This is a genomic window from Cupriavidus sp. 21MJTG02-4 (assembly GCF_057798975.1).
Map to the genome: position 1 here is coordinate 50,799 of NZ_JBYOJP010000023.1, position 13,677 is coordinate 64,475.

10 protein-coding genes are annotated in these 13,677 nt (G+C 58.0%); 6 read left to right on the forward strand and 4 right to left on the reverse strand.

The features are described 5' to 3' along the window. Nucleotides 1-48 precede the first annotated feature (48 nt). A complete protein-coding gene (locus AC3FKH_RS30935) occupies nt 49-1,347 on the reverse strand; it encodes an MFS transporter (RefSeq protein ID WP_488679499.1) in 1,299 nt (432 codons plus the stop codon). A gap of 277 nt (nt 1,348-1,624) precedes the next feature. Between AC3FKH_RS30935 and AC3FKH_RS30940 the strand changes: the two genes are divergently transcribed. The 6 genes from AC3FKH_RS30940 to AC3FKH_RS30965 all read left to right on the forward strand — a co-directional run bounded on the left by AC3FKH_RS30940 (nt 1,625) and on the right by AC3FKH_RS30965 (nt 11,234). Then, entirely contained in the window at nt 1,625-3,973 is a 2,349-nt protein-coding gene (locus AC3FKH_RS30940) for an ATP-dependent DNA helicase (protein WP_488679500.1), read from the forward strand. 599 nt (nt 3,974-4,572) lie between these two features. Further along, on the forward strand, nt 4,573-5,502 hold the full coding sequence (locus AC3FKH_RS30945) for a cupin domain-containing protein (protein WP_488679501.1): 930 nt from the start codon (nt 4,573-4,575) through the stop codon (nt 5,500-5,502). Nucleotides 5,503-5,905: 403 nt separating this feature from the next. Beyond that, nucleotides 5,906-6,271, forward strand: coding sequence for a hypothetical protein (locus tag AC3FKH_RS30950; RefSeq protein WP_488679502.1), 366 nt, complete (start codon nt 5,906-5,908; stop codon nt 6,269-6,271). 62 nt (nt 6,272-6,333) lie between these two features. Then, entirely contained in the window at nt 6,334-7,635 is a 1,302-nt protein-coding gene (locus AC3FKH_RS30955; RefSeq protein ID WP_488679503.1) for an HlyD family secretion protein, read from the forward strand. Beyond that, the gene (locus AC3FKH_RS30960; RefSeq protein ID WP_488679504.1) at nt 7,632-9,794 is read left to right on the forward strand and encodes a peptidase domain-containing ABC transporter; all 2,163 of its coding nucleotides are present in this window, start codon (nt 7,632-7,634) and stop codon (nt 9,792-9,794) included. The genes AC3FKH_RS30955 and AC3FKH_RS30960 overlap by 4 nt, the downstream gene beginning before the upstream one ends. A gap of 21 nt (nt 9,795-9,815) precedes the next feature. Next, entirely contained in the window at nt 9,816-11,234 is a 1,419-nt protein-coding gene (locus AC3FKH_RS30965; protein ID WP_488679505.1) for a TolC family protein, read from the forward strand. A 153-nt stretch (nt 11,235-11,387) separates the two neighbouring features. Here AC3FKH_RS30965 and AC3FKH_RS30970 read toward each other — a convergent pair whose 3' ends face one another. The 3 genes from AC3FKH_RS30970 to AC3FKH_RS30980 all read right to left on the reverse strand — a co-directional run bounded on the left by AC3FKH_RS30970 (nt 11,388) and on the right by AC3FKH_RS30980 (nt 13,239). Next, on the reverse strand, nt 11,388-11,714 hold the full coding sequence (locus AC3FKH_RS30970; RefSeq protein ID WP_488679506.1) for a hypothetical protein: 327 nt from the start codon (nt 11,712-11,714) through the stop codon (nt 11,388-11,390). Between the two features lie 157 nt (nt 11,715-11,871). After that, nucleotides 11,872-12,405, reverse strand: a complete 534-nt coding sequence (locus AC3FKH_RS30975) for a hypothetical protein (RefSeq protein WP_488679507.1) — start codon at nt 12,403-12,405, stop codon at nt 11,872-11,874. 12 nt (nt 12,406-12,417) lie between these two features. After that, on the reverse strand, nt 12,418-13,239 hold the full coding sequence (locus AC3FKH_RS30980; RefSeq protein ID WP_488679508.1) for a DUF2092 domain-containing protein: 822 nt from the start codon (nt 13,237-13,239) through the stop codon (nt 12,418-12,420). Nucleotides 13,240-13,677: the final 438 nt, after the last annotated feature.

Consider the following 13,677-nt stretch of genomic DNA (forward strand, 5'->3'; position numbering starts at 1 on the left):
ATGCGGGAATTACTGTGTTCCGGTTCCTGCTGTCCTGCCGTGTTGCCGTCAGACCGGAATCTTTTTCTCGTAGTCGATGCTGGTGGATGCGAACAGCAGGCCGACACCGCAGGCGGCAAAGAACATCAGCGCCAGGAAGTACGAGCCCGTGGCCTGCACGATCAGGCCGACGATGATCGGCACGCTGATGCCGGCGATATTGCCGCCCAGGTTCATCACGCCGCCGAGGAAGCCCACCTTGTTGCGCGTGCCCAGCATCGACGGCACCGACCAGAACAGGCCGCACCAGCGCAGGAAGAACAGAGTCGAGGACAGCAGCACGACCACGAGCACCGGGTCGGTGACATAGGCCACCGAGAAGATCGACACCGTGGCGACCACGGCGGCAATGCCGAACAGCGTGCGCATGACGACGTTGGGACGTCCGCCGGCTTCCTTCCACTTGTCCGCGATCCAGCCGCCGATCAGTTCGCCGATAAAGCCCGCGAAGAAGATGATGAAGCTCGCGCCGCCCATGGTCTTCAGGTCGAAGCCGCGGGCCTTGCTCAGGTAGGTCGGCATCCAGGTCAGCAGGCCATAAAACACGGCGTTGAAGCACATCCAGCTGATCGCCATGCACCAGACCGAGCGGTACTTGAAGAAGTCCAGCGAACGGCCGCTCAGGTTGGCCGGCTCCTCGCTGTGCTCCAGTGCAAGCGCGTCCTCGATATGACGGGCTTCCTGTTCATTGACGCCGCTGTGTTCGCGCGGCGAATTGCGGATGTACCACCACGCCACGAAGCCGGCGAGTACCGTGCCCACGCCCGCTACGACGAACGACAGGCGCCACGATCCCAGTTCGCTGATCAGCCCGGCGATGATGAGCGAGCCGAGTGCCGCGCCCAGCGGGGCGCCGCCGTCCAGCAGCGTGGCGCCGCGGCCCCGTTCGTTCTTCGTCATCCAGATGGCATTGAGCTTGCCGCCGGCCGGGTAGATCGGCGCTTCGGCGGCGCCCAGCCCGAGCCGGGTCAGCATCAGCGAGGTGGCGTTGGTGCAGGCCGCCGCGATGGCCTGGAAGAAGCCCCAGAACACGGTGGCGCAGGCAATCACGATGCGCGGCTTGTACTTGTCCGCCAGCATGCCCCCCGGCACCTGCATGAAGGCGTAGGTCCAGAAGAAGGAACTGAGGATCAGCCCCTGCATGGCGGGGCTCAGGTCGAACTCCTTCGCGATCAGCGGCATGGCCACCGACAGCGAGGCACGGTCGATGTAGTTGATGGCCACCAGCAGCAGCATCATCAGGAAGATTTTCCAGCGCACGCTGCTGCGCGGAATCGCCATCGTCGTGGCGGGGCTCGTGGATTGCATGACGGTTGTCTCCTTGTCCTTGTGTCCTTCGATTGAGGCGTTTTGATTAAGGTGTCGCGCAACCGGGCGGAGTATAAGATACGTAATCTTTAATTACAATCTACGTAAGTACATGATTTGTATGTAGTGTTCATAGGGTAAATCACTAAATTGGTGGTTTCGCAGCGGCCGATGGAGGATTCCGCGTCGCTAGTCGGGAACACGCGGATTGCATATTTCCGAAGGCGCTGGATCACTGTATATTCATACAGCCCCGCAATCCTCGCCGTCCCGCGCCTTGCCCGCCACACCAACCGATCCGCCCCGCTATACCGTCGCTGTCCGCACGCTGTGCGAATTCACGGCCAAGGCGGGGGACCTCGACCTGCGCTTTACGCCTTCGCCTACCGGGCAGGAAGGCGTGGCGGGTCATGGCGTCGTTACCAGCCGTCGCGGGTCCGGCTATGAGTCCGAAGTCACGCTGTCGGGCCAGTTCGAAGGCCTGCGCGTGCGCGGGCGCGCCGATGGCTACGACCCCGTGGCCAACCGCGTCGAGGAAATCAAGACCGTGCGCGGTGACAAGATCGAGATTCCGCAGAACCACCAGGCCTTGCACTGGGCGCAGGCGAAGGTCTACGGCTGGCTGCTGTGCGAGTCGCGCAACCTTGCGCAGATCGACGTGGCACTGGTGTATTTCGACATCCTGAGCCAGCGCGAGCGCGTGCTGAAAGAGCGCTGCGACGCCGCGACGCTGCGCGCGTTTTTCGAGGACAGCTGCCGCCGCTTCATGCAATGGGCCGAACGGGAAATCGCCCATCGCAGCGATCGCGATGCCGGGCTGCAGGCACTGGCCTTTCCTCATGGCACGTTCCGCGACGGGCAGCGGCTGCTGGCCGAATCGGTGTACAAGGCCAACGCCAGCGCGCGCACGCTGCTGGCACAGGCACCGACCGGCATCGGCAAATCGATTGGCACCGTGTTTCCGGCGCTGAAGGCCATGCCCACGCAGCGCCTCGACAAGATCTTCTTCCTGTCCGCGCGCTCGACGGGCCGCGCCGTGGCGCTGCAAGCCACCGCGCAATTGCGGCGCCAGCCTGGCGATGCGCCGCTGCGTGTGCTGGAACTGATGGCGCGCGACAAGGCGTGCGAGCATCCCGACCTGGCGTGCCATGGAGATTCTTGCCCGCTGGCGAAGGGCTTCTACGATCGCCTGCCCGCCGCGCGCGACGCTGCCAGCCATGCGGTGCTGCTCGACGGCCAAAGCGTGCGGGAGATCGCCCGCGCGCACGAGGTCTGCCCGTATTACCTCGCGCAGGAGATGATCCGCTGGAGCGACCTGGTGGTGGCCGACTACAACTACTACTTCGATCGCAGCGCGATGCTGTATGCGCTGGCCGCGATGAACGAATGGCGCGTCAGCGTGCTGGTGGACGAGGCGCACAACCTGGTCGAACGCGGCCGCGCCATGTACACGGTCACGCTCGACCATGCCGTCTTCCGCGGCGTGCGGTTGTCGGCGCCGGGCACGCTGAAGCGCGAGATGAACCGGGTCCACCGGCAATGGAGCGCACTCGCCAAATCCAGCGAGGCCGCCTACGAAACGCGCGATGAAGAGCCCGCCGCGTTCATCGAGGCACTGGCTCAGCTATGCACTGCCATCATCGACGACATGAGCGCGCAGCCGCAGCGGTACGATGCCGCACTGGAGCGCTTCTATTTCGATGCAATGCATTTCCTGCGGCTGTCCGAACAGATGACCGAGTACGGCGGCAAGCATTCGCTGTTCGATATCACGCGCACGCCGCGCCAGCGTGGCGGCATGGATGCCGCGCTGTGCGTGCGCAACCTGCTGCCCGCGCCGTACCTCGCCCCGCGATTCGCGGGCGCGCATTCGACCACGCTGTTCTCGGCCACGCTGCAGCCGGCCGATTACTATCGCAACCTGCTCGGCGTGCCGGGCAGTGCGGTGTGGGTCGAAGTGCCATCGCCATTCCAGGCGGAGCAGCTCGACGTGCATGTCGCGCGCCATATCTCTACGCGCTATAGCCACCGGCAGCGTTCGCTCCCGGCCATCGTCGCGCTGATGGCCGACCAGTTCGCTAAACGCCCCGGCAACTACCTGGCGTTCTTCAGCAGCCATGACTACCTCCGGCAGGCCGCCGCCATGCTGGCCGAGCATCATCCCGATATCCCGAGCTGGTCGCAGGCTCGCGGCATGACCGAGGCCGGGCAGGCGGCATTCCTGGAGGCGTTTGCGCCCGGCGGTCAGGGCATTGGCTTCGCGGTGCTGGGCGGCGTGTTCTCGGAAGGCGTCGATCTTCCCGGCGACCGGCTGATTGGCGCATTCGTGGCCACGCTGGGCCTGCCGCAGGTGAACCCGGTCAACGAACAACTGCGCGAGCGGATGGAAGCGGCCTTCGGCCAGGGCTATGGCTATGACTACGCGTACCTGTATCCGGGCCTGCGCAAAGTCATCCAGGCAGCCGGCCGCGTGATCCGCACCCGTCAGGACCGCGGCGTGGTGTGGCTGATCGATGACCGGTACGCGCGCGCGGAGGTGCAGGACATGTTGCCGTCGTGGTGGGAGATTACGGCACGGGATGTCAACGCCAACGGAACATTGCATGTGGTGGCGCCCGGACACTGAACGCCAAGGCCACATCAGCCTGATGCCGAGAGCAAAAAACAACCTGAGAGGGGAAATGATCGGATGCGTCTAGGAGTTCTGGGCTGATATCCAATGACCGCATACCTCCTTGGACCTACACCGATAGACTGCTGACGCGCGGCGGCAGTGCCGTTCATATGTTAGTCGGCACAGGCCGGTGCGCGCCCACGGCCAGGCGCAAGCAAGTTGCCTGTCTGGCTCGGCCCAGCGCCGTTGATAAAGCGCACATTTGGCAGTCGAAAGAATGCCCCTCCCTACAAGGGTCTCTTGCTATATGTCACGTCACTACTCGGGATCAAACGTCGTGCCGAAGGTCTCTCCACGCACAACAGCGAACAGTGGTCCAGCCAGATATTCCGCGACGACATTGATATCAATCAAAACAAAAGGTCATTTCCCTGACCGAATTCGGGAAACGTCGATTCATTAAATGAAAAAAGTAATCGCGTTTTCACATATTGAATTCGTCTTAATCGGCGATTGAAATTTGTAAATGCGATTGCTTCTTGTTTGCATTGACAGCAGGAAGAACCTAAAGGACACTCGCCCAACACTCAATGTAAATGGCGTGCATCCGAATGTCACAAGTATCACATTATCCACTGATTGACCTTGGCGTCTCACGGAAAGAGTTCTATCAAGACTATTTCGAAAGAAAATTCTTGTTCGTGAAAGGTGCGATTCAGAAGCACGCGGTCACGTGGCCAGCAATAAGTGAAGTGGTTTTTCGTGAAAGCGATCTCACTGCTATCCGGCTATTTAAGGATGGATTGCTTCCGGACCACCTATACACGTCGAAGTACCAAGACATACGGGAAGTCCGCACTCAGCTTTCGCGCGGAAAAGTGGAGGATTACCTCGCCGCAGGCGCGACCTTAGTCGTCAATCGGCTCGACCATAAAGATATGGCGATTGCGACACTGTGCCAGGTTCTCGCGACCCAGTTGGGCCTAAAAGTTGCCGCGAATGGATACGTAGCCTTTGGTGGCAACGGCACGTTCGGAAAACACTGGGACACGCACGACGTCTTTGCAATGCAACTACTCGGAAAGAAACGATGGTTGGTTTATGAGCCAACTTTTGAGCTTCCGCTGGAACACCAAAAAAGTCGAGCGTTCAAGGCTGACTGCCCGGCAACGCCGGTGTTTGATCAGGTGCTTGAGCCAGGCGACATTCTCTACATTCCGCGTGGCTGGTGGCACGAAGCGCTTCCGATACCCGGGTGCGAGACCTTTCATATTGCAGCAGGGGCTTACACGGGCACGTTATTCGACTATTTGACTTGGATCGCAAACAAATACTTGGTTGACAATCCTCTGGCACGGCGTTCAGCCATTAAAGATTATATTCGCCTCGAAGAATTGCAGCAATTTTCTAACGCCGTACAAGAAGCTATTGTGAAGCCAGAAGCTTTTCAGGAATTCAACAACGAAATGGGAGCACTTGCGAACAGGCTTGACCCAATTGATTTATCAAAATCCGAACTAAGAGGCATCGCTAATCCATAAATTTCCCGTGGATGTGGCCTCTAAAATCTAACTTCATTATGGAGAAATACTAGATGCGTCCTTTAACGATGCATGAAATCGAGCTGGTATCTGGAGCGGAAACCATTACGTATAATCTGCCCGCGGGGTCGACAGTGACTACACGCTTGGAGGGAAACCAGTCCACGTCGATCTTCGTATCCATCCCGGGTGTGCCAACTTACACCTGGAATAGTGGCACCTACATGGCTTGTACTCTTATCGGAACGGGCTTTGCGATCACAGCCGGCACCTTGACGGGTAACCCGGCTATTGGTCTTCTCACAGGCAAGTTAGCGTCGTACGGCTGCACATCATATATGAACAGCACCCTTCCTCCACCGCCAGGGGAAGATGGCGATTAATGCAGAACCAAGGAGAATACATGCGCAGATACTCAACACGGCTATCTTGGTATTTTTCATTGATTTTGATTTCTATAGGCATGTTTTATCTTGGGGATCCCAAAATCACGGGGCCATTTTTTTCGGCTCTCGGGTACTACTTGCCAATGTCACTATTGTGGCTATTTCTGGGCCGCGTCTTGGTGAGCACTCAAGGCTATCCTCCGAAAACTTTTGGCATAGAAACTGAGCTATTCGGCAAAACCTTGGTGCCCCTTGGCTTGGCTATCTGCGCTGTCGGATTTTACACTAACCAAGTTCAAATAACCGTTGTCGGGACGATGTTCACAATGGCGGGCATGGACGGTGTTGCATGGGCACGTGAATGCAAAGGGCGAAAGCTTTAACGAAGTGGGCCCATTTCAAAGTGATGAAATCACCGTTCACGGCCTGAATCTACGCTTATTATATGAGCCATTTCGACCCAAAAAAAGGAGATTTATTCAGGCTCGAAGCCGTCAACGCCAACCGATCGGATTTTTCTGGCAGCGTTATCTTGAGCTACCCCGTATCGGTATGGGTAATTAGTGGCTTTGCCGTGCTGTGCCTGATATCTGTCGTTGTTTTTGCCTTCATTGGAGAATATACGACGCGCGTCACGGTGCAGGGTCAGCTTATTCCGATATCCGGAATTCTGCGGGTGTATTCTCCTCAGCCAGCAGTAGTCCTGGAAAGAGCCGTCGCGGAAGGGCAATATGTACAGAAAGGAGACAAGCTCTTTATATTATCGAGCGACAGAAAGAGCCGCGATTCTTCTGGCGTTCAGGCTGAAGTCAGTAAGCATATATCGAGCAGACGGACGTCTTTGGCGGATCAATACAGCAAGACAACGCGCACTCAACAGACCGAGCTTGAATCAGCGCGTGCCAAAGTCAGAAGTCTTCAGATACAAGCGTCGGCCATACGGAGCCAGATCGAAGGGCAGCAACACCGCGTTGACATCTCCCGCGACGCAATGAGTAGATATGCTGAGCTTCGTCGCGGCGAGTTCGTCTCGACTGATCAGATGCAGCAGAAGGAGTCGGATTACCTTGACCAGAGGTCCCGAATTGAAACACTGCGTCGCGAATTGTCGGCGATCCAACACGAGCTGAAGGTCGCGACGGCGGATTTGGACAACCTTCCGGCAAAGCAACAGGCAGCGTTGGGTCAAATAGAGCGAGCGATCAGCGAGGCCGACCAGCAACTGATCGAGAATGAAGCTCGCACTGAGTTGGCCATTACAGCGCCGGTGTCCGGTACTGCGACCTCGGTCGTTGTAGCGAATGGTCAGTTTGTTGACTCCAGTAGACCGCTTGTCGGCATTCTTCCTGAGAAATCGCTATTGCAAGCAGACCTATACGCGCCAAGCCGTGCCATCGGCTTCGTAAAGGCGAACGATGCGGTTCTGCTGCGGTTCAACGCCTACCCCTATCAAAAATTCGGCCATTACCGAGGACGCGTCCTTTCGATTGCCGCGACTCCAATGACGGCCATCGAGCTCTCGGGAATCGCTGGTGGTATCCCGATCATGGATGCCACAAAGCCAAGCGAACTCTACTACAGGCTGACCGTTAGCCTAGAGACCCAAGTCGTGGGCGCCTACGGTCGGTCCATTCCGCTTAAGAGTGGGATGACCCTCGAAGCGGACATCATGCAGGAGAACCGACGCCTCTATGAGTGGGTGCTCGAGCCCGTTTATAGCGCCAAGGGCATGCTCGCTAATAAATGACCATCCAAAGCCAACCATCAATGTCTTCAACTGACTCTGTTCGTACCGGCTTCGGGAGATGGTTGCCGATCGTTCTGCAAACCGAGGCAACCGAATGTGGTCTCGCGTGCCTGGCAATGGTCGCTTCGTTTCATGGCTTGCACCAGGACCTGAGGACGTTGCGTCAACAGTTCCCAATGTCGTTAAAGGGCGCCAATCTGTCCCAGCTGATGAAGGTGGCGGATCGACTGGCCATGACGAGTCGAGCCGTGCGGGTTGAGTTGGAGGAGCTAGACCAGTTGAGACTACCTTGCGTCCTCCATTGGAACTTCAACCATTTCGTGGTTCTGAAGGAGCTGAGTGCTAGCAAGGCCGTTATTCATGATCCAGCTCAGGGCCCTCGGGTGCTAAGTCTGAAAGATGTGTCACAGGGGTTCACCGGGGTCGCCATGGAGGTCTGGCCGTCGCTCGATTTCCAACCCAATGATCCTTTACCCAAGCTTCAACTCGGGACGCTTCTTGGGCGTGTCACCGGGCTTCATCGTGCGCTATTGCAACTCTTGCTTCTTGCCCTCGCACTGGAGATATTCGGTCTGATTACACCGCTGTCCCTGCAATGGATCACAGATCATGTTTTGGTCAGCTCAGACCGGAAGCTCTTATCCACACTTGTATTGGGATTTTCAATTGCCTTTGTTATTCAGCAAGGCATCTCTGCAACGCGTGCATGGTGCATGATGCACCTCGCTGCGACCTTGGGTATACAATGGAAGGCAAATGTTTTCTCCCATTTGGTAAGGCTTCCAACCCAATATTTTGAAAGGCGCCATATCGGAGACATCGTATCCCGCTTCGGAAGCGTCGATGCGATTCACCAAACGCTCACAAATTCGATCCTTGCCGCAGCGTTGGATGGGCTTGTCTCGTTGCTCACGTTGGGGCTGATGCTTTTCTACAGCGCAAAACTTGCCCTAGTACCCGCCTGCGCGATGGTCGTCTACTGCACGGGTCGTGCGCTGACATATAAAGCATTTCGACTGGCATCCCAAGAGTACATAGTCAAGGCTGCGAAAACGCAATCTCACTTTCTCGAGACGATTCGGGGAATCAGGGCAATTCAGATATTCCAGAAGCAGGACGAGAGGCGCTCTTCTTGGTTGACACTACTAGTGACCCAAGTTAATGCAAGTCTGAAGTCGCAGCGAATGCAGATACTCTACCAACAGGCAAATGGAGCCCTGTTCGGATTTGAAGGCCTTCTGGTCATTTATCTTGGTGCGATACTTGTTATGGACGGAGATTTCTCGATTGGTATGCTTATCGCATTCAATTCCTATAAAGGTCAATTCAATTCTCGCGTAAGTAGTCTTATCGATAACTACTTTTCAATGAAGCTGTTACAACTTCAGGGTGAGCGTCTGGCGGATATCGTATTACAGCCCGCTGAATTGCCCTCGCAGCGAGCCGAGAACGACGAGCGCCGCTTTTCTGGGGAAATTGCGCTTCGAAATATTCAATACCGGTATGCTCACGGCGAGCCCACTGTTCTTACAGGCGTAGATTTCCATGTACATGCCGGCGAGGCTTTGTCCATAGTGGGACCGACCGGCTGTGGGAAAACCACGCTTCTCAATATTCTGCTCGGCACGCTAAAGCCAACGCGCGGCGAAGTATTGCTTGACGGAATTGAGATGTCTGAGGTTGGCGCGTCTGCCTTCAGGCGCTCTGTCGCAACCGTCATGCAGGATGATACGCTATTTGCCGGCTCGATCGCAGATAACATTTGCTTCTTCGAGAACGAAACGAATCATGAAAAAATCGTCCGATGCGCAACTGCAGCGGGCATTCACGATGAAATCGTTGCGATGCCGATGGGATATAACACATTGGTCGGTGACATGGGAAGTGTATTGTCTGGGGGACAGAAGCAACGTGTTTTGCTAGCCCGCGCTCTCCATAAGGAGCCGACCGTTCTCATTCTGGATGAGGCGACTTGCCATCTCAATGCAGAGAAGGAGCAGGAAGTTCTCTCTGCCATTCGCGCGTTGAAAATTACCCGCATCACAGTGGCGCATCGCGCTGAAACGATTCTGTCTGCAGACCGCATCATTGTACTTTCTAATGGGCGTGTCGGATGGGTCGGAACACCGGCAGAGTTTTCCATTTTGAACGCTGCGTAGATGGGCGAAGGTGACACGGTTGTGAACGTAGCTTTCTCAGAAATGAAGCCGAGATTATATCGGGCGTTCTCCGTTGTCATTACGGCGTTATATTGCAGTCCTGGTATAGGGAAGACGGATATTGAGCCGCCACTTAACCGAATGATTGTGGCGCTTGCGGAAGAGCAGATCTCTTGTGAGGGAGGGATGGTTGACGGTGCAATGGAGTTGACCGAAGTCCTCTTCAGGGCCGTATGCGAAAGCCCTTTGGTAAAGCGTAGTGATGCTGCGGCTGTGGGCGCCACAGCTGAGCGAGCAAAGGCCAGAGCGCCGTATTACCCAACCGTCTCCGGCGCCGCCTCGGGCAGCTTTTTCGAGAAAGCTGTCACATATCCCAATTTCTCCGCAGGAAATTACTCGCTTTCCGGCCGCAGTGGGCTCGCTGAAGTATCGGTAAATTGGCTGCTTTTTGATTTTGGGAAGCGCTCAGCAAACCTGGCGGCGGCGGAAAATTTAGTTCTCTCCGCCTTGGCAGAGCGGCAGAAGAGCGCCCGCGACACTATCCTTCTTGCGTCTGACGCGTTTTACCGTCTGCAGGCTGCGGAACTGGGGCTGTCCGCCGCTCGTGACGCAGAACGCAACGCTCAGGAGAGCTTGGACTACTCCGAGGCATTGCGTAAGTATGGCGCCGGAGGCATCAGTGACAGGCTGCTTGCTGAAAATTCGCGCTACCAAGCAACGCTGCGCAGAATCGATGCCACAAGTGAACGCGAGCTCGCGCGAGGGGACCTCGCAAGGATTCTGGGGCGTCCGAGCTCAGATGTAATTGCGATCGCGTCACCTCCAATGGAGTCAGCTTTTTCGACCATGAGTACGGGTGAAAATCTTTCAGCTCTGATGGATAGCGCCGTTCTTAGAAGTCCGCGCCTCGCATCCCTCGCAAGACAAGTGAATATCGTCGAAGCCCGTCTGGATGCCGCCAAAGCGGAACTTTTGCCATCCATTTCGATGTTGGGTTCCGCTTACAAGAACTTGACGCCCCAGGCGGAATCAGCAATGACGCAATCGGTTGGGGGATGGTCGATTGGACTCCAAGCCAGGATACCAATTTTCGATGGGTTCCTGCAGCGGAGCAATATTGGTTCGATCCGGGCAGAGGTGGAAGCCAAACGCATGGAGTTAGCTGAGGCGACTCGCGATGTCCAAAGTTCGCTTTGGACGAACCTGGAAGGGCTAAGGCGCGAGACAGACAAGTTCTCCTTGGCCCAGACGATTCTGCGTACATCAGCTGAAGCCTACAATGCGGCGAGAGTTCGCTACAAGGCCGGCGTTGGGCCATTGCTGGAGCTTCTTAAAGCGCAGTCAGATGAGGCCGATGCGAGACGTCAAACTATTGAGTCGTTCAGACGCTGGCAGGTTGAGCGAGTCAAATTTGTCGTGAACTTCGGCTCCGATTCCTAGAAGTGCAAGGGCGTCGTCCCCAGCTACGAGCGTGCGTTCCATCAGTCGAAAGCGGGCATACGATCTATGGCTGCCACCGAAAATCGGAAGCCGCAACGACTGCCGCAATGCTCCTGTGATCGAATGACAGGGGCGGTCATTCAACGCGCCGCTCTACGGCATATGTGGCGCAGGCCGCGGACGCGGCGAAGGATAAGGAGGCCTCTGCCCGCCACCGGGCACCTCGATGTACGGTGCGACGACAAGCGGATACTGCGCCTCCGGTGCGATGTTCTGCTGCGATCCCGCTGCGCCGCGTTGCGAAAGCGGTGCGGTCTGAAGCTCGGTGCCGCCGCGCTTGCCGTCGTTGATGCCGCTGTGGGTATCCAGCACCAGAGGCCGGCTATCCGCAGGCGGGGCGGCAAACGCTGCCGATGAAGCCGCGGCCAGCAGCATCGCGGTCGCTGCGGCGCCCAGCGCGCGGATCATGGGTGAATGCATGGAGGCTCCTGTTGATCGAATCGAAGCTGGCGGCCACCGGAGCCAAGGGTCTCGGGGCGCGCGTTTTCGCAAACGCATTTCGCCTCGGCAGTATAGGCCGCCGTGAAAGGCGGGCGCCAGCGCACACAGACTGGCGGCGCCGCCCTGCTCCGGTCCGTCAGTACGGCGGGTTGACCACCATGTACTGCGACCCCTGCGGTGCGTACCACGTGGCACCGCATTGCTGGTACACCATGCCGCCATAGTTCACCGGCACACAGCCCGGTGGCACGGTCCGGACCATCGAGCCAATCGCCGCGGCCGTGACCGCCACGGTAGCCGTCACGGCCGCCGCCGCTGCCACCGGATGGTCCCAACCGCCGCCGCAGCATCCGTTGTTGTTGTCGACGTTCACGTTGACGTTGCGGTTGGAGTTGACGTTGACGTTGCGGTTGGCATTGACGTTATTGACGTTGTTCACGCTGCTGTTGCGAACATTGTTGGTGCGCGCGTCGGCGCGCTGGTTGTTGACCTGGCGCGCCTGCGCCTCGCCACCACCGCGACCCCCGCCGGCATGAGCGCCGCCGCCCATGCCACCACCTCCGTGGCCGCCGCCGCCCGGCCGCGCCTGCGCCGGAAGTGTCCAGCCAGCCGTCGCCAGCCCCAGGACCGCCAGGCCCACCACGAATCGCTTGCAGGATAGGTATGTCATGGCATCGCTCCTTTACCTGGCCTTGACCGGAACGAATTCGGCCACCTTGGCATCCTTCGGCGGCTTGAACGCGAAGACATCGTTGCCGAACTTCGGACTCGGCTTCCACTTGTAGAGCGTGACCGACTGGGGCCGGGCCTCGTCGGCGCGATTGGTGATGACCAGCTTGCGCGGCAGCGGGCGAGCGCCGGTGGCGATCCAGATCTGCCAGTCGATCTCTCCCTGCCGGAACACGTAGTGGTCGCAGACCTCGCCGCCGACAATGTCCTGCCCGGCGTTCATCGCCGATTGCATGTTGTCCATCGGCGCGGCGTCGGTGCCCCACAGGAACAGGTCGGTCGAGGGGATTTCGAGGGCGAAGCGCTCGCGCAGGCGCTGGGCAAGAACGCCCAGGTTGTCATCGAACTTGACCTGCGAGTAGGACTTCTGCGCAGGCGTGTAAAGCGTCACGGTCTTCCCGTCATAGACCAGCTCGCGACGCCCGTTGACGGTGCGCATGTCGGCACGGAGCTTGTTCGGCCGCTGCACGTCGAGATCCGCCGTGGCGGTGTGCTGAAGCTTCTGGCCATCCGCCAGCACGCGCTCGCCCGACAGTTCGATCATCACTTCGAACTGCTTCAGCGTTTGCAGGTACGCGCCCATGTTTTTCAGGGCCTGGATGGCCGCGGGGTCGACGGCCTTGGCATCGGCCGGCGCGGCGCTTGCCGGCGTCTGCGCCGGGGCGGGGGTGGCCTGTGCCGGCGGACTCGCCGGTGGATTGGAAGACTGCGGCGGCGTGCTGCTGCACGCCGCCAGCGTGACAACAAGCAAGCTCAGAGCTTTGATGCGTGCCATGAAGTTCTCCGTTGAACGGCCCTTGATTTCACCGGACACCAATGCGCGATACCCGCCTCGGTCTGGGGGATGCGCGCGATCAAGCGCTGCATGAAAGGCCAGCTTGCGAGGCTTGAGAGCCCCCGCCCGAATGCCCGTCTTGTGGCACAGCCGCAGCCACAGTGGATGCCATTCTCCACGACGCCAACGCCAGGCGAAGTGAAACTTTTGCGCACAGGCATTTATTCGATTCGATGTCACCGATGCGATAGGCGACACAAGGCGCCGCTGCGACACGCGTGCCTCGATGACGCGAAGTAGCGAATACCTCTCACCGCACCGCCTATGTGACCCGACCGATACTCGGACAGCCTTTTAGCGCGGCGCTCTTTTCACTTTTTATCTCAATATATGAGAACGTATCTTACATGTTGATATTTCAGTAACCGAGGAGTAATC

What these genes read in the sequence shown, in the direction of transcription:
- AC3FKH_RS30935 (WP_488679499.1), bottom strand. Translation starts at nt 1,347, where the DNA reads ATGCAATCCACGAGCCCCGCCACGACGATGGCGATTCCGCGCAGCAGC.
- AC3FKH_RS30945 (WP_488679501.1), top strand. Translation starts at nt 4,573, where the DNA reads ATGTCACAAGTATCACATTATCCACTGATTGACCTTGGCGTCTCACGG.
- AC3FKH_RS30950 (WP_488679502.1), top strand. Translation starts at nt 5,906, where the DNA reads ATGCGCAGATACTCAACACGGCTATCTTGGTATTTTTCATTGATTTTG.
- AC3FKH_RS30955 (WP_488679503.1), top strand. Translation starts at nt 6,334, where the DNA reads ATGAGCCATTTCGACCCAAAAAAAGGAGATTTATTCAGGCTCGAAGCC.
- AC3FKH_RS30960 (WP_488679504.1), top strand. Translation starts at nt 7,632, where the DNA reads ATGACCATCCAAAGCCAACCATCAATGTCTTCAACTGACTCTGTTCGT.
- AC3FKH_RS30970 (WP_488679506.1), bottom strand. Translation starts at nt 11,714, where the DNA reads ATGCATTCACCCATGATCCGCGCGCTGGGCGCCGCAGCGACCGCGATG.
- AC3FKH_RS30975 (WP_488679507.1), bottom strand. Translation starts at nt 12,405, where the DNA reads ATGACATACCTATCCTGCAAGCGATTCGTGGTGGGCCTGGCGGTCCTG.
- AC3FKH_RS30980 (WP_488679508.1), bottom strand. Translation starts at nt 13,239, where the DNA reads ATGGCACGCATCAAAGCTCTGAGCTTGCTTGTTGTCACGCTGGCGGCG.